Genomic DNA, 15847 nt, shown 5'->3' on the forward strand with positions numbered 1-15847 from the left:
GGTACGGAGGTTGGCATGACGCATTTCCTCGTTCTCGTGCTCGCTCTGCTGATCGGCGTGATCGCCGGGTTGCGGGCGATGACCGCCCCGGCGGTAATCGCCTGGGGGGCTCTGCTCGGGTGGATCAACCTCGACGGCAAGTGGTCGGAATGGGTGGCGCACCCGATCACCGTCACCGTCCTCACAATCTTCCTGCTCGTCGAACTGGTCACCGACCAGCTTCCGAAGACGCCCAGTCGTAAGACGGCACCGCAGTTCATCACCAGGCTCATCATGGGTGGGTTCGCAGGTGCGGTGATCGGCAGCGCGTTCTTCCACACTTTCAGTGCACTCGGCGCCGGCATCGTCGGCGCGGTGTTGGGCACACTGGGCGGAGCGGCGGTCAGAACGAAGCTCTATGAAGCCAACAACGGCAAGGACCGGCCGGGCGCCTTCCTCGAGGACGTGGTGGCGGTGGGCGGCGGCTTCCTGATCGCCTTCCTGGTCAGCTTCGTCTGAACCGCGTTCTATGACCGAAACATTCGACGCAATCATCATCGGCGCCGGCCAGGCCGGGCCGCCGCTGGCAGGCCGGTTGACCGAAGCCGGTCACACCGTCGCCGTGATCGAACGCAAGCTCGTCGGCGGGACCTGCGTCAACTACGGCTGCATTCCCACCAAGACACTGGTAGCCAGTGCGCACGCCGCCCACGTCGCACGCCGAGGAGCCGAATTCGGCATCGGCACAGGCGATATCAGCATCGATATAGCCGCAGTCAAGGCACGCAAGGACAAGATCGTGCGCGGTGACCGCGAGGGCGTCGAGTCCTGGCTGGAGGGCATGAAGGGCGCGACGTTCATCCGCGGTCACGCCCGCTTCGAAAGCCCGCACACGGTGAGGGTGGACGACCGGTTGCTCGAGGCCGACAAGATATTCCTCAATGTCGGCGGCCGGGCGGTGGCCCCGTCCATGCCGGGGCTCTCCGAGATCGACTACATGACGAATATCGGCATCCTCGAACTCGACACCGTGCCAGAACATCTGGCCATCGTCGGCGGGAGCTACATCGCCTTGGAGTTCGCCCAGATGTACCGCCGCTTCGGTGCCCGGGTGACGGTGATCGAGAAGGGTCCGCGACTGACCTCCCGGGAGGACGAGGACGTTTCCGCGACCATCAAGGAGATCCTGGAGGCCGAGGGCATCGACGTGGTCGTCGACGCCACTGATATCCGATTCGCCAAGCGCGGCAACGGCTTCGAGGTCACTCCGCGCGATGGTGCACAGCCGATCGCCGGCACCCATCTGCTGATGGCCGTCGGACGTCAACCCAACACCGACGACCTGGGCCTCGACGCGGCGGGTGTGGAGACTGACCACCGCGGTTACATCGTCGTCGACGACCAGCTGCGCACGAACGTCGAACACATCTGGGCGATGGGGGACTGCAACGGTCGCGGAGCGTTCACCCACACCTCCTACAACGACTTCGAGATCGTCGCGGCGAATCTGCTCGATGATGATCCGCGGCGGGTGAGCGATCGAGTCACCACGTACGCGCTTTACATCGACCCGCCTCTGGGGCGCGCCGGTATGACGGTCGACGAGGTTCGCAAATCGGGACGAAAGGCGTTGGTGGGCAAACGGCCGATGACGCGCGTCGGCCGCGCTGTCGAGAAGGGGGAGACGCAGGGGTTCATGAAGATCGTCGTCGACGCGGAGTCCGAGCAGATCCTCGGCGCAGCGATCCTCGGCGTCGGCGGTGATGAGGTCATCCACTCAATCCTCGACATCATGACCGCCAAAAAGCCCTACACCGCGATATCCCGGACCATGCACATCCATCCGACCGTCAGTGAGCTGGTGCCGACGATGCTCCAGGAACTGAAGCCGCTGGACTAGCGGCACGTCCGACGTTGAGCTGCCGCGTGACGTGCGCGACGCGCCATCCGAGATGGCGACACGTCCGAACATCGGAGGGATGGACCGCATCCGAGTTCGCGTCGATGTTGGTCTGTGCGCCCGCACCGATGAAGAAACCCAGGCGATTGAGGTCGTCCTCGCTGCTGGTCGAGCTGTTCCAGCCGGGAGGAAGGCCGAGATTGACCCAGTGCATGTGGTGCTGGGCCGCGAAAACCGCCAGGGACAGCAGGGTATTCAGCTTGTCGCCGCTCTTGCCCCCGGAGTTGGTGAACCCCGCCGCAACCTTGTCGCGCCAGGTGCCCTCGATGCAGCGACGACCGGTCTGCTCGGCGAACGATTGAAACGCCGCCGACACGTTGCCCATGTAGGTTGCGGAGCCGAACACGATGCCGTCCGCCGAGTCGAGTACGTCCCAATCCGTTTCGCCCATCCGGTCGACGGCGATCATCGTCACGTCAGCGCCGGCCTCCGATGCGCCGGCAGGGACGGCTGCGGCGAGCGTCGCGGTGTGTCCGAACCCTGAGTGGTATGCGATCGCCAAGCTGGGTGCGGCGATATCGAACCCGTTGTGTGTCATGTGTGTTCGCCTCCGGTGTTCAGTGATGAGATGACCTCGAGGCGGCGTTGCGTCCAGTCGGGCAGCTCGTCGCCGGCGAGGTAGGCTTCCAGGCGATCGAGGAAAGCGTGTGTGCCGCCGCGGAATCCGCCGGCATTGCGCACACCGAGCCCGCGATGTGTAAAGCGCAGCAGGGTGCCGTCGCCGTCGGCGGTGAGCTCGTAGCGCACGACACCGTCCTCGACGATGGGTTGCTTCCATTCGTGTTCGAGCACGTGGGGCGGATCCCACACCAGGATGCGGCCCGTCATTCGTTTGCGCTCGGGCGGCAGCGGCGGGGCTGTCGCCACCATGTCGATGCTTCCGCCTTCGCGACCGTCGATCGTCGTGACGCCGAACCACTGCTCGCGTTCGGCGGGATCGGTGATCGCCGACCACACCGCCTCGACGGGGAAGGGCAGTCGGCGTTCGAAGGTGAGCACCGCCCGGTCGCCGTCGACCGTGAGTCGTCCTTCGCGACCGGTCATGTTGGCTCTCCGTGCTTGGTTTCCAGATGCCGTTCCAGGGCGTCGAGGTGGCCGGCCCAGTACCGGCGATAGCGGTCGATCCATTCGTCGATCGCGACGAGTCCGTCGGCCCGCAGTGCGTAGATGCGGCGCTGCGCGTCGGGGCGGACCTCGACGAGGCCGACCTCGCGCAGCACGCGCAGATGGCGTGACACCGTCGGCTGGGTCAATGCCGGCAGGGTGGCGACAAGCTCGCCCGCCGTCCGCTCACCGTCGGCGAGCGCGTCCAGCAGCGCGCGCCTGCTCGGTTCGGCGACGGCTTCGAAGACGTCCATGCCTGCAAGTATTGCAATTTATCTATATAGACGCAAGCACATATAGAGCCCGGTTCGAGACTGCTCACAGATCGCCCCTGAGCCTGAAAACGCGATCTATGCACAGTCTCGATCGACTGGCGGCTAGCGGCGCATCACGAGCAACGTCTGCGCCGACGTCCCGATGAACCCACGACGATCGAAAAGCTCTGCGGTCGTCACACCCATGCCATCGGGTCCGATCGAGGCGCGCGAGCGAAGCGCGAAGTCGGCGCCCTCCGGCAGCCGATGCAAGTGCACCGCGGTGTCGGTGTTCATGAAGATGAATTGCTCGGGATCCAACGCCGCGCCGGCGCCGTTCGCGGAATCCACCACCATCGCGAGGCGCTGCAGTGCGGTCGTCGGCTCCGAATCCACCAGCGGCACAAGGGGACCGAGCCAGACCACGTTTCCGGACTCACCGGTGTCGTGCTGGCGACGCCAGCTCACCGTCTCCAGATAGCCCTTCGCGCCCGCCCAGCTGTGCGGCACCTCGACCGCCTCACCCTCGACCAGCGCGGGATACCGGTCGGTGGCCGCATCGGAGGTGTCACTGGTGGCCAGCAGCCACGCCGCGACTCGCGCGACCACCCGCTCGGTGCCGTCCTCGCGGTGCGCCGACATCTCGGCTGCCCACAGGCAGATTCGCGCACCCGGCCGTTGCACCCAGCTGCGCACCCGCACGCGGGTGACCGGGATGGCGCCGAGGATGTCCAGCGTCGTCCGGGCGATTCGCAGCCCGGAGTCGGCGGTCGCTTCCTCGATCAGCTTGGTCATCAGCGCGAGAGGCGGTGACCCGTGCTGAATTTCGGGGTCCCAGTTGCTGCGCGTGCCGTCGGTGGATTCGAAGATCTGCGAATCGCCGTCGGTTCCGGCTCGCCGGTAGTAGCAGTCGATCACGCAGCCGTCCCCGAGGCGCGCAGGACGACCTCGTCCTCAGCGCCGGAGCCCTCGTCGGGAACCGTCGGCCAACCGGGGTAGGGCGGTGGCGTGCCGCCGAACACCGGACAGCGGGCGTGGTGTGCACACCAGTCGCACATGCGTGACGGGCTTGGTCGGAAATCGCCTGTGGCACCGGCAGATTGGATGGCTGTCCAGATCGCCATCAGCGTCTTCTCGAAGCGCAGCAGCTCGTCGAGATCGGGGGAGTAGTCCAGCACGGTGCCGTCGGACAGGTACAGCAGACGCAGCCGCGCGGGCAGCACACCGCGGGACCGCAGCAGTGCGACGGCGTAGAACTTCATCTGGAACATGGCCTTGAACTCGGCCAGCGCCCGCGCCTCTGGCGGCGCCTTACCGGTCTTGTAGTCGACGATCCGAAGCTCACCGGTGGGCGCGACGTCGATACGGTCGACGAAGCCGCGCAGCAGGGTGCCGTCCTCCAGTTCGACCTCGACGCGCTGCTCGCAGCTCTGCGGCTCGAACCGGGTCGGATCCTCCAGGCGGTAGTAACCCGACAGCAGTGCGCGTGCCTCATCGAGCAGGACAGCCCGCAGGTCCGGTTCGAAGGCGTCGGCGAGGTCGGGTTGTGCCGCCACCAGGCGCTGCCACGCCGGGTCGACGAGCGACATCGCGGTGGTGGGCCCGCGCTGGTCCGCAGGGAGCGCGTACAGCTGCTCCAAGGCGGCATGGACGACCGAGCCGCGGACCTGAGCCGTGGAGGACGGTTCGGGCAGCCGGTCGATGGCGCGGAACCGGTACAGCAACGGACACTGCTTGAAGTCGGCGGCCCGGGACGGCGACAGCGCGGGACGCCGGACGGCGGCGGATTCCGGCGTATCTGTCACGGTCTCAGCGTATGGCGACACTCCGACAAAATTTGGCAACCCCGCGCACCCGTCGCGGCGCGTTGACTGGCAGGCTGAACTGCTGTGAACAGGACCGGACCCTTCGCCGTCGGTGATCGAGTGCAGCTCACCGACGCGAAGGGCAGGCACTACACGATGGTCCTGACCCCCGGCGGGGAGTTCCACACGCATCGCGGAATCATCGACCTCGATTCGGTGATCGGGCTGCCCGAGGGCAGTGTGGTGAAGTCCACCAACGGCGATCAGTTCCTGGTGCTGCGGCCGCTGCTGGTCGACTACGTGATGTCCATGCCTCGCGGCGCGCAGGTCGTCTACCCGAAGGACGCCGCCCAGATCGTCCACGAGGGCGACATCTTTCCCGGCGCCCGTGTTCTGGAGGCTGGCGCGGGCTCGGGGGCGCTCACCTGCTCGCTGTTGCGAGCCGTGGGACCCGAGGGACGCGTCAGGTCCTACGAGGTGCGCGAGGACCACGGTGAGCACGCGGTGCGCAACGTCACGACCTTCTTCGGCGAGCGTCCGGCCAACTGGGAGCTGGTGATCGCAGACCTCAGCGACTACGCGGGCCCGGAAGTGGACCGGGTGGTGCTCGACATGCTGGCGCCGTGGGAGGTACTGGAGTCGGTGGCCAACGCGCTCGTGCCGGGCGGTGTGCTGATGATCTACGTCGCGACCGTCACGCAACTCTCGCGGACGGTCGAGGCGCTGCGCGAACAGAAATGCTGGACCGAGCCGCGGGCCTGGGAGAGCATGCAGCGCGGGTGGCACGTCGTCGGGTTGGCGGTGCGTCCGCAACACACGATGCGCGGGCACACGGCATTTCTGATCAACGTGCGCAAATTGGCGCCGGGTGCGATTGCGCCAATGCCGTTGCGGCGCAAGCGTCAGCTCGGCGGGAGCATCTAGTCGTCGGTGCTTCGCCGCACACCGCGCCGAACGGACAACAGCTCCACCTCGGGTCGTGACGCCACCAGCCGTTCCGCAGCGTCCAGCACCTCGATTAGATGGCCGTGGTCGGCCGACACCACCGCCATGCCGATGCCCGCACGCCGATACAGGTCCTGGGAACCGGTCTCGGCGGCCGACACCGCGAAGCGGCGCTGGAGTTCAGCGATCACCGGGCGGACGATCGAGCGCTTCTGCTTGAGCGAGCGCACGTCCCCAAGCAGCAAGTCGAATTCGAGCCAGCCGATCCACATCCGAGTTCGCGGTCAGCGCGGAGGCTCTGGGGGAGCGGGCGGTGCAGGGGCGGCCGAACTCGGGCTTGGCGCAGGCGAGTCCTCGCCCAGCAGCTCATCGGCAGTGCGACGGGCGAGCTGCCAGGCGCCGCCGGTCAAGGTGAACTCCATCGGATACGTGAAATCGCCGGCCTGGGGGTTCTCGGTCTTGAGGGTCACCAGCGCCGACACCCTTTCCGTCGAGCCTTGGACCCAGCGCAGATCCCTGGCCTCGAAGCTGACGGGGTCGTAGCCGGCCTGGCGCAGCGCCACCCCGAACTTGTCCATCGCGGCGGCGTCGGCCGGCGCGGCGGATTCGATCAGTGCAGTCTTCTCCGCGCCGGGGACGGCGGAGTCGGCGATCCTGTTCATCACGTCGGACAACGCCGTCGGTGGGGGCAGCGGCTCCGCAGGCGCCACCGGCGCAGGCGCGGGCACGATGGGCGGAGGAGCGTCGGCCACCGATTCAGACGGCGATTCAGACGGTGCGGCGGGCTTCTCCTCGCGCTCGGCGCCACATGCGCCAAGCCCGAACGCCGCCGCGACTGCGACGGCGCTCAGGATTACGACACTTCGGTGCAAAGGCTGCTTAGCCGACAGCAGACATCAAGGCCATGAGCGACTGCTTGGACATCTGCCAGCCAGTGGGGCTGGGGCCGGGCACGAACGCGATGCTCTGGCTCGCGACCCCGCCGTTGGCTGCGGTCGCGGTGACGTCGGCGGTCACCACGGGGCCGTTCTGGTCGATGTTGGCGAGCGTGAACGACAGCGGGAACTTGCCCTCGGCCTGTGCCTCACGCAGCTTCGTGTCGGCGACGCGGCCCTCGATGCGGCCGATGCCGCCCTGGATGTACGGCGCCTTGCCTGCGGACAGACCCGGTCCGCCGAGCGCCTGAAGCGTCGCGAGCAGTGCGCCCTCCAGATCGGGTGCGGGCGTCTCGGGCATCGGAATGTCCCAGGAGACCGGCGCAACGCGCGGCGAGTTCATCACATCTGAGGATGCAATGGACGTCACACCCACCGCGGCTCCGGCGATCACCGCGGCGGCTGCCGTGCCGCTAACGAGGGCTTTCAGGGTCACGATTGTCCTTTCGATAGGCCCAACTCAGGAATGAGGCTAACAAGTGCTGCTGGTGTGTCGAATTCCTAGAGCGCACACAATGGCTGAATCGCCGGTAGCGTTGAAGTTGTTACTGCACCAACATCCGGTGCGGGGAGGAGCGCACAATGAGCGAGTCCGAGCGTTCTGAAGGGTTTGGTACACCCCGCGAGTCCGGCATGTCCAGCGACGATGCCGCAGAACTCGAAGAGCTGCGCCGTGAGGCGGCCATGTTGCGTGAGCAGCTGGAGAGTGCCGTAGGACCGCAGAGCGGTCTGCGCAGCGCGCGAGATGTCCACCAGCTCGAGGCCAGGATTGATTCGCTCGCGGCCCGAAACGCCAAACTGATGGAGACCCTCAAGGAAGCGCGGCAGCAATTGCTGGCGCTGCGTGAGGAGGTCGACCGCCTTGGTCAGCCGCCGAGCGGATACGGCGTGCTGCTGTCAGTTCAGGACGACGAGACCGTCGACGTGTTCACCTCCGGGCGCAAGATGCGGCTGTCATGCTCGCCGAACATCGACACCAAGACTCTCAAGCAGGGCCAGACGGTCCGGCTCAACGAGGCACTGACCGTGGTCGAGGCGGGCCACTTCGAAGCCGTCGGTGAGATCAGCACACTGCGCGAGATCCTCTCCGACGGGCACCGCGCGCTCGTGGTCGGCCATGCCGACGAGGAGCGCATCGTCTGGTTGGCCGAACCCCTGGTGGCGGCCGAGGGGCTGTCCGACGACGAGACCGGCGACGGGAACGACGACCGTCCGCGCAAGCTGCGTCCGGGCGACTCCCTGCTGGTCGACACCAAGGCCGGGTATGCGTTCGAGCGCATCCCGAAGGCCGAGGTCGAGGATCTGGTCCTCGAAGAGGTCCCCGACGTCAGCTACAACGACATCGGCGGCCTTGGCCGGCAGATCGAGCAGATCCGCGACGCCGTCGAGCTGCCGTTCCTACACAAGGAGCTCTACCGGGAGTACTCACTGCGCCCGCCCAAGGGCGTGCTGCTGTACGGCCCGCCCGGCTGCGGCAAGACGCTGATCGCCAAGGCGGTGGCCAACTCCCTGGCCAAGAAGATGGCCGAGGTCCGCGGCGACGACGCCCGCGAGGCCAAGAGCTACTTCCTCAACATCAAGGGTCCCGAGCTGCTCAACAAGTTCGTCGGTGAGACCGAACGTCACATCCGGTTGATCTTCCAGCGGGCGCGCGAGAAGGCGTCCGAAGGCACCCCCGTGATCGTGTTCTTCGACGAGATGGACTCGATCTTCCGCACCCGCGGCACGGGTGTCAGCTCCGATGTGGAGACGACGGTGGTCCCGCAGCTGCTGTCGGAGATCGACGGCGTGGAGGGGCTGGAGAACGTCATCGTGATCGGCGCCTCCAACCGTGAGGACATGATCGACCCGGCGATCCTGCGGCCCGGCCGACTGGACGTCAAGATCAAGATCGAACGTCCGGATGCCGAGGCGGCCCAGGACATCTTCAGCAAGTACCTCGTCGAGGATCTGCCGGTGCACGCCGACGATCTCGCCGAGTTCGGCGGCGACCGGGCGGCGTGCCTGAAGGCGATGATCGAGAAGGTCGTCGACCGGATGTACGCCGAGATCGATGACAACCGGTTCCTGGAGGTCACCTACGCCAACGGTGACAAGGAAGTCATGTACTTCAAGGACTTCAACTCCGGGGCCATGATCCAGAATGTCGTTGACCGCGCGAAGAAGAACGCGATCAAGTCGGTGCTGGAAACGGGGCAGCCTGGTCTTCGCATCCAGCATCTGCTCGACTCGATCGTCGACGAGTTCGCCGAAAACGAAGACCTGCCCAACACCACGAATCCCGATGACTGGGCACGGATTTCGGGCAAGAAAGGCGAGCGGATCGTCTACATCCGCACGCTGGTCACCGGTAAGTCCTCGAGCGCCTCACGCGCGATCGACACCGAGTCGAATCTGGGCCAGTACCTGTAGGGGTACCGGCCCAGATCGAGCCGGCGTCAGCAGAGGTTGTTGGCCGCTGCTTCGTAGAACGTCTTCGCGTCCTTCGGTTCCACACCATCGGTGGTGTTGTCCGAGATCGTCTGCAACGTCTCGGACTCGGGCACACCGTTGGCGATGTCGCTGCAGATCTGGTTCCCCAGTGCCACCGCGGCATCGACGGGTCCGTCCCAGCCGTTGTTGGCAAGGTCGACGATAAAGCTGTCCTGGTCCGCGTAGGCCGGTGCCGCGACAGCGAGGCCGAGTGCCAACGCCGCGAACGAGGCCACGATGAGCTTCTTCATGGTTGTAGATCCCTTCACCCTTTGGTTGCGCACCGTTTGCCGAGGCCTGGGCGTGGTCACGGGACCACTCGGGACGTTGCTTGGCGCAGTGTAGAACAGGGATTTTGCATTCGCACCTTGAATCGTCGTTGTCGTCAATATCCCGGCACAGGGACGTTGAGCTGGGCAAACAACGCCAGCAAACTCCGCGAACGGACCGACACGCGACCAAATACCCGCAATTCGCGCACGTGCGCGGGGCGCAACGCCATAATTTCGCGATATGCCTGAAGACCCTCAAAGCGATGTCACCCTGATCGGTGACGTATTCGGAAAGCGCTACGGCGAGGTACTTCTGGTCCGCGCCGGGGAATCGGGTCCCGAGGCGACCGTCTACAACACGTTCCCCCTCAACGATTGTCCGGCCGAACTGTGGGACAAGCTCGACGCACAAGCCATCGCCGCAGAGAACAACGCGGTGGCTGCCCTGCTCAACGGCCCGCGATACTGGTTGATGAGCGCGATCGGCAAGCGTGACCGAGAGGACTTGGAGCACAAGACATTCGGAGGGCTGGAGATGATCCGGCAGGCTACGGTGCAGCTATCGTCGATGAATCCGGCGCCGTATCAGCCCAACCGGGTGGACCGTAAGGCGCTCTTCGTCTTCGACGCAGGCCGCGAAATCTATGAACTCATCGACCCGGACGGCCGACGCTGGGTCATGCAGACGTTCAGTCAGATCGTCGATCCGACATTGTCGCTGGCCGACCTTCCCGGTCTCGCCAGCCGCCTCTCGCTGCCACCGGGCTGGCGGTACGAAGCGCGCACGCCTACCTCGACGCTGCGCGTCGACACGACCGGCCAGGACGCGAGCGTCACCCAGGACGATCTGAAGAACAGCTATTCCCTGCAGTCGTCCCAGTAGCGCAGGCGCGGAAGCTAATCGGAGGGCTTTATCTTGCCATCCATCTCGAGATAGGCATCGCGCCCGGCCAGGCTCACCGCCACATCGGAGACCAACGGGTCGAAGAAACGCTCCCGATAGATCGGGTCGACGCTGGTGCTGACGGTGAAGTACAGACCCGAAAGCACGGCGACGAACAGCGACACGTGCACGACCGTCTGCGCCACCGGAACGTGGACGCCGAACCAGGTTCCCGCGCAGGGCGGTTCACCGACCGGACACGACTCCTCCGACGACCACAGCACCGCCACGTCGTCGGGCACCGCGACGATTCCGAGCGCCACGAAAAAGGCGAAAAGGCCTCCGGTGAAGAGCACCACCTGGATGGCCTGCGCGACCACCATCACCGCGACGACGTTGACCTGTTCGGCGAGGGACAGCGGGGTGCGGGCGGGGGTGTGGCCGTCGGCGATGGCCAGCGGTGTGCCCTCGAGGAGTTTGGCCGGGTTCGTCTGTTCGGCGCGGTCGTTGCGCAACGCCATCACTTCATCGCGAATCGTGGTGACCATGAAGATGATCGCGACCAAGGCGAGGAATCCGATGGTCTGCCAGAGCCGTTGCCGCGTCATGCGCGACGCCAGCTGCCACAGCTCGCCGGTGAAGTACACCACGACGGTCAACATCAACAGCGGCAGAGCCCGGCTCATCAATGTGCCGAGCGCGCCGAACTGAAGCCATGCGAACCTGAACGCCCACAGCACAATTGAGCCGATGCCGAGGTACGTCAGCCAGACCGCCAGTACGGCGACCACCGCGAAGCCGACGATCTCCGCCGCAGCGAGCCCGGAGAACCCGCTGTCGGCGAACGGCAGCCCGAACACGAACAGCGCCATCACGAGCAGGGCGCCCGACATCCGCCCCGCCTCACCGCGTGTCGTGCCGGAACGGTGCAGCAGGTAGAGCGCGAACGGTGCGGCGACGAGAAGCAGGGTGAGCACGCCGAGCCGGATCGCATAGCCGTAGTCCGGTTCGGCGTCCGTCAGCTCCGCAAGTGTCATCGTCAGCGCGATCAGCGCTCCGATGCCGCTGACCATCGGTGCGGACCGCTCGATCAGCGCGTGGGAGCGCACCCGCCGCGTCAGGACCAGCGGCAGTCCGCGACGGAGAAACCACTCGTGGACGCTCCGCATGTCGGACACGCGCATATTGTGCGCGAAATACGGCCGGAGAACGCGTCAGCGCGCCGGAACGGTCGCGCGGTAGCGATTCCGGGCGACCAGCGTCATCCGTAGGTCCTCGCTCAGCGGATCGAGAAACTGCTTGCGGTATTCGCCGTCGCCGGCGGACCTCGCGCTGACGTACATGAACGTCAGCGCGGCGAGGAACATCGTCACGTGAATCAACGGTTGCGGCACCGGGATCGTCATGCCGAGAACGGTTCCGTCGCTGGGCCCCTTGCCTTGTGTCAGGGCTCCCAGCAGATCCGGTGAGATGAGTATCAGGCCGAGGACCAAGAAGATCAGCGCGATGACGATGGCGACCGCGAAGATCTGCGCGAGTTGCGAAACGGCCAGCACGAACATGACATTGAGCCGCTCGGCACGGTTGAGGGCCTGAATCTCCGACGGGTCGGGCATCGCCGAAAACGGGGTACCGGCCAGTCGCGAATCACGAACGTCGGCGTCGGGCGCCTCGATGACCGGCTCGAACCGGTCGACGGTGACGGCGACCACGAACGCGGCCGCGATCACGCTGAGGAACACGATCGCGCCCCACATCCGGGCGCGCGAGACGTTGGCCGCCATCAGCCATACCGGCGAATTGAAGAACACGAGAAAGGTCAGCAGCATCACCGGTAGCGCGCGGATCATCAGAGATCCCACGGCCGCGAGATGCGAGAGGGTCATCCGCACAGTCCACGACAGGATGGAACCCAACCCGGATGCGGTGAGCGCCAAGATGGCCGCGATCACCACCGCCTCGAAGATCAGATCGGCCAGCAGCCGATGGCTGGGCCCGCCGATGATGCCGCCTGCGACCCCGACGACCAGCGCAACGGCCGCCGCCACCGTGCGGCCGCGCACGGTCGAGATTCTCGACACCAGCCAGCCGACCAGCGACGCCAGCGGCAGGACGAGGATGAGCAGCCCCAACACAAACCACTCCGTGCGCGTCGGTTCGCCCTCGATGTTGATCGTGTGCTTGCCGGTGACCTGGACGACGACCGCGGAATTGACCATGAACACCGCGAAAGCCGCCAGGGCAGGCGCGGAACGGGGCCAGAGTCGACGGACCAGCCGGCCGGGGCGCAACACGGCAGGCAGACCGTGTGCCAGGAACCAGGCATCGGCGGCCCGTCGCTGTTCGACTTCAATCATGCAGCGCCCGCCGTCGTGGGTTACCGGTGAGCTGGATCGCCGCCCGCCACAACACCAGTCCGCTTTGCACACCAACCGCGATGGACATCATCGAGATCAAGGTAGCGGTGAACATGGCGGTGCTGTGTGTGCCGAGAAGCTGTGTCATGCCCATGAAGCCAAGCGAGCCGGGCACGAGCAACCAGAAGCCCGGGAGTACCAGCGACACCGTCGGCGGGGTGTTCGGGCGGTGCGAAATCGCCAGCGCGAACAGGATCAGGGTCAACCCGCCGCCGAATCCGCTGGCGTAGCTGCCTAGCAGGGCGTTGCCGAGCCACTGGCCCGCGTAGGCGGTGTAGAGCATGAGCAGCATCCACGGCAGGAACTTCGTCGGCGGTCCGAAGTTCAGCATGGCTCCGAGGCCGTATACAGCCACCCCGAGAAACGGCGCCCACGGACCGAGCCGGTTCAGTTCGGTGGTGACCAGATTGGAGTCGGCGATGCCGGCGACCTGTGCGGCGATCAGAATGCCGAATGCCAACTGCACGATCTGCATGAAACCCGCGACGAGCCGGCTCGACCCCGACACCACATGGCGAGTGGACAATTCGATGACCGCCAGGGTGATAGCGGCGCCTGGCAGAAAGACGGCCAGTGGAGCCGCAAGGGCACGCAGGCTGTCGATACCGACATGCCAGTGCCGATTGAAAGTGAAGACGATGAGCGCCACCAGGAACGCGCAGATCGTCGGCAGCATGTAGCCGATCGAATCGACGCGCCTGCCCACCACGGAGAGGGTGCCGACCAGCAGCCCCAGGATCGACGCGCCGACCAGGCTCCATGGTGTCGGCTGCAGGATCAGCGCCAGCCCCATGCTCTGCACCGCGTATCCGACGATGGTCAGCCAGACCGGAAATCGCTTGTCCAGGTTGCGGATTCGACTCAGTTCGGCCATACCCTCCTTGGGGTCGACCGTTCCGGACGGTGCCCGCGCGACGAGTTTTGCCAGAGGGAACGACTGGTCGTAGCGCAGGACGAAGTCGGTGTTGGCGATGTAAAGGCTGTCACCCACCGGGCTGCCGACCTGGACGTAATTCGGGAGAGCGAGGAAGTGGTTGTCGAGGCCGTACGCCTTCGACGTTCCCTCCATCACGGCGCGCACCATGGTCACCGGGTAGTTGGCCGCGGACATCGTGGCGCCGAGTTCGGCCACGAACCGGCTTGCGGCCGCCTTTCGGTCCGCGGCTAGGTCGTCCTTCTCAGGCGGCACGGTCGCAGGCTACTGCGGTGCGTCACCTAGGCTGGCCACATGCAGCGGATTATCGGAACCGAGGTCGAGTACGGCATCTCCTCGCCGTCCGATCCAACCGCGAATCCGATACTGACCTCGACGCAGGCGGTGCTCGCTTACGCGGCCGCCGCGGGGATCCAGCGTGCCAAGCGCACGCGGTGGGACTACGAGGTGGAATCACCACTTCGGGATGCCCGCGGATTCGACCTGAGCCGCTCGGCGGGACCGCCGCCGGTGGTGGATGCCGACGAGGTCGGTGCGGCCAACATGATCCTGACCAACGGTGCCCGGTTGTACGTCGACCACGCGCACCCCGAGTACTCCGCACCCGAGTGCACGGACCCGTTGGACGCGGTGATCTGGGACAAGGCCGGCGAGCGGGTGATGGAGGCGGCCGCGCGGCACGTGGCCAGCGTCCCTGGGGCCGCCAAGCTGCAGCTTTACAAGAACAACATCGACAACAAGGGCGCCTCCTACGGTTCCCACGAGAACTATCTGATGTCGCGTCAGACGCCGTTCTCGGCGGTCATCGCGGGGTTGACGCCGTTCCTGGTGTCCCGGCAGGTGGTCACGGGATCCGGGCGCGTCGGCATCGGCCCGTCGGGCGACGAGCCTGGGTTCCAGCTGTCCCAGCGGTCCGACTACATCGAGGTCGAGGTCGGCCTGGAGACGACCCTCAAGCGCGGCATCATCAACACGCGCGACGAGCCCCACGCCGACGCCGACAAGTACCGGCGACTGCACGTCATCATCGGCGACGCGAACCTGTCGGAGACCTCGACCTACCTCAAGCTCGGCACCACCGCGCTGGTGCTCGACCTGATCGAAGAGGGCATGGACCTCTCCGATCTGGCACTCGCCCGGCCGGTGCACGCCGTCCATGTCATCAGCCGCGACCCCACGCTGCGCGCGACTGTCGCACTGGCCGACGGCCGGGAGCTGACGGCGCTTGCGCTGCAACGGCTTTACCTGGACCGGGTGGCCAAGCTGGTCGACAGCCGGGACCGCGATCCGCGGGCAGCCGACATCGTGGAGACCTGGGCCAACATCCTCGACCTGCTCGAGCGCGATCCGATGCAGTGCGCGGAGATCCTCGACTGGCCCGCCAAGCTGCGGCTGCTGGAGGGCTTCCGGCAGCGGGAGAACCTCAACTGGTCGGCGCCTCGCCTACACCTGGTCGACCTGCAGTACTCGGATGTCCGCCTCGACAAGGGCCTGTACAACCGGCTGGTGGCGCGCGGGTCGATGAAGCGGCTGGTCACCGAACAACAGGTGCTCGACGCCGTCGACAACCCGCCCACCGACACCAGGGCGTACTTCCGCGGCGAATGCCTGCGGAGGTTCGGCGCCGACATCGCCGCGGCCAGCTGGGACTCGGTGATCTTCGATCTCGGGGGCGATTCGCTCGTCCGGATTCCAACGCTGGAGCCGCTGCGTGGGAGTAAAGCCCACGTCGGTGCCCTGCTGGACTCCGTGGACAGCGCCGTCGAATTGGTAGAACAGCTCACCAACTAAGTGCGCTATCCACAGCAATATGCCCTTTGACCGGTAGGGTGGAGTAACGGCGGGGCGGGCAGTATGCCCAACCGTCAACGGCACAGACATACGCAG

Annotated in this window: 18 protein-coding genes; 6 read left to right on the plus strand and 12 right to left on the minus strand. The window is 66.0% G+C overall.

Going from position 1 to position 15847, the window contains the following annotated elements; translation table 11 throughout:
- Window positions 1-15 precede the first annotated feature (15 nt).
- Together H7J93_RS05460 and H7J93_RS05465 are read left to right on the plus strand one after the other, a co-directional pair.
- Window positions 16-498, plus strand: a complete 483-nt coding sequence (locus H7J93_RS05460) for a DUF4126 family protein (RefSeq protein WP_267305264.1) — start codon at window positions 16-18, stop codon at window positions 496-498.
- A 10-nt stretch (window positions 499-508) separates the two neighbouring features.
- Window positions 509-1879 (plus strand): FAD-containing oxidoreductase, encoded by a 1371-nt coding sequence (locus tag H7J93_RS05465; RefSeq protein WP_267305265.1) that lies wholly within the window; start codon window positions 509-511, stop codon window positions 1877-1879.
- Here H7J93_RS05465 and H7J93_RS05470 read toward each other — a convergent pair.
- From H7J93_RS05470 to H7J93_RS05490, 5 genes are all read right to left on the minus strand, one after another.
- Window positions 1830-2477, minus strand: coding sequence for a flavodoxin family protein (locus tag H7J93_RS05470; protein WP_267305266.1), 648 nt, complete (start codon window positions 2475-2477; stop codon window positions 1830-1832). The genes H7J93_RS05465 and H7J93_RS05470 overlap by 50 nt on opposite strands.
- On the minus strand, window positions 2474-2983 hold the full coding sequence (locus H7J93_RS05475; protein ID WP_267305267.1) for an SRPBCC family protein: 510 nt from the start codon (window positions 2981-2983) through the stop codon (window positions 2474-2476). Before H7J93_RS05475 ends, H7J93_RS05470 begins: the two co-directional genes overlap by 4 nt.
- A complete protein-coding gene (locus H7J93_RS05480) occupies window positions 2980-3297 on the minus strand; it encodes an ArsR/SmtB family transcription factor (RefSeq protein WP_267305268.1) in 318 nt (105 codons plus the stop codon). Before H7J93_RS05480 ends, H7J93_RS05475 begins: the two co-directional genes overlap by 4 nt.
- A gap of 123 nt (window positions 3298-3420) precedes the next feature.
- The gene (locus H7J93_RS05485) at window positions 3421-4215 is read right to left on the minus strand and encodes a thioesterase family protein (protein ID WP_267305269.1); all 795 of its coding nucleotides are present in this window, start codon (window positions 4213-4215) and stop codon (window positions 3421-3423) included.
- On the minus strand, window positions 4212-5102 hold the full coding sequence (locus tag H7J93_RS05490; protein ID WP_267305270.1) for a RecB family exonuclease: 891 nt from the start codon (window positions 5100-5102) through the stop codon (window positions 4212-4214). The genes H7J93_RS05485 and H7J93_RS05490 overlap by 4 nt, the downstream gene beginning before the upstream one ends.
- 84 nt (window positions 5103-5186) lie before the next feature.
- Here H7J93_RS05490 and H7J93_RS05495 point away from each other — a divergent pair, with 84 nt between their 5' ends.
- Window positions 5187-6026 carry a tRNA (adenine-N1)-methyltransferase gene (locus H7J93_RS05495; RefSeq protein WP_267305271.1) on the plus strand — a complete coding sequence of 280 codons (840 nt, stop codon included), beginning with the start codon at window positions 5187-5189 and terminating at the stop codon, window positions 6024-6026.
- On the opposite strand, the gene H7J93_RS05500 is transcribed toward H7J93_RS05495, so the two are convergent.
- From H7J93_RS05500 to H7J93_RS05510, 3 genes are read right to left on the minus strand one after another with little or no spacing between them, the layout of a single operon-like run.
- Window positions 6023-6319, minus strand: a complete 297-nt coding sequence (locus H7J93_RS05500; protein WP_267305272.1) for a DUF503 domain-containing protein — start codon at window positions 6317-6319, stop codon at window positions 6023-6025. The two genes, H7J93_RS05495 and H7J93_RS05500, sit on opposite strands and share 4 nt — an antisense overlap.
- A gap of 12 nt (window positions 6320-6331) precedes the next feature.
- Complete coding sequence (gene lppK, locus H7J93_RS05505; RefSeq protein WP_267305273.1) at window positions 6332-6919, minus strand: lipoprotein LppK; 588 nt, start codon at window positions 6917-6919, stop codon at window positions 6332-6334.
- Between the two features lie 7 nt (window positions 6920-6926).
- The gene (locus tag H7J93_RS05510; protein WP_264074047.1) at window positions 6927-7418 is read right to left on the minus strand and encodes an MTB12 family secreted protein; all 492 of its coding nucleotides are present in this window, start codon (window positions 7416-7418) and stop codon (window positions 6927-6929) included.
- Window positions 7419-7564: 146 nt separating this feature from the next.
- On the opposite strand from H7J93_RS05510, the gene arc reads away from it, so the two are divergent.
- A complete protein-coding gene (arc, locus tag H7J93_RS05515; RefSeq protein WP_267305274.1) occupies window positions 7565-9394 on the plus strand; it encodes a proteasome ATPase in 1830 nt (609 codons plus the stop codon).
- Window positions 9395-9420: 26 nt separating this feature from the next.
- Here arc and H7J93_RS05520 read toward each other — a convergent pair whose 3' ends face one another.
- Window positions 9421-9705 (minus strand): DUF732 domain-containing protein, encoded by a 285-nt coding sequence (locus H7J93_RS05520; RefSeq protein WP_267305275.1) that lies wholly within the window; start codon window positions 9703-9705, stop codon window positions 9421-9423.
- Window positions 9706-9967: 262 nt separating this feature from the next.
- On the opposite strand from H7J93_RS05520, the gene H7J93_RS05525 reads away from it, so the two are divergent.
- Complete coding sequence (locus tag H7J93_RS05525) at window positions 9968-10609, plus strand: hypothetical protein (protein ID WP_267305276.1); 642 nt, start codon at window positions 9968-9970, stop codon at window positions 10607-10609.
- A 14-nt stretch (window positions 10610-10623) separates the two neighbouring features.
- Here H7J93_RS05525 and H7J93_RS05530 read toward each other — a convergent pair whose 3' ends face one another.
- From H7J93_RS05530 to H7J93_RS05540, 3 genes are read right to left on the minus strand one after another with little or no spacing between them, the layout of a single operon-like run.
- Entirely contained in the window at window positions 10624-11793 is a 1170-nt protein-coding gene (locus H7J93_RS05530) for a hypothetical protein (protein WP_267305277.1), read from the minus strand.
- A gap of 30 nt (window positions 11794-11823) precedes the next feature.
- Entirely contained in the window at window positions 11824-12966 is a 1143-nt protein-coding gene (locus H7J93_RS05535; protein WP_267305278.1) for a hypothetical protein, read from the minus strand.
- Window positions 12959-14215 (minus strand): threonine/serine exporter family protein, encoded by a 1257-nt coding sequence (locus H7J93_RS05540; protein WP_267305279.1) that lies wholly within the window; start codon window positions 14213-14215, stop codon window positions 12959-12961. Before H7J93_RS05540 ends, H7J93_RS05535 begins: the two co-directional genes overlap by 8 nt.
- Before the next feature lie 39 nt (window positions 14216-14254).
- Here H7J93_RS05540 and dop point away from each other — a divergent pair, with 39 nt between their 5' ends.
- Window positions 14255-15751 carry a pup deamidase/depupylase gene (gene dop, locus H7J93_RS05545; RefSeq protein WP_267305280.1) on the plus strand — a complete coding sequence of 499 codons (1497 nt, stop codon included), beginning with the start codon at window positions 14255-14257 and terminating at the stop codon, window positions 15749-15751.
- Window positions 15752-15847: the final 96 nt, after the last annotated feature.

It is taken from the genome of Mycobacterium barrassiae, from assembly GCF_025822765.1.
In the GTDB taxonomy this organism is placed as follows: Bacteria; Actinomycetota; Actinomycetes; order Mycobacteriales; family Mycobacteriaceae; genus Mycobacterium; species Mycobacterium barrassiae.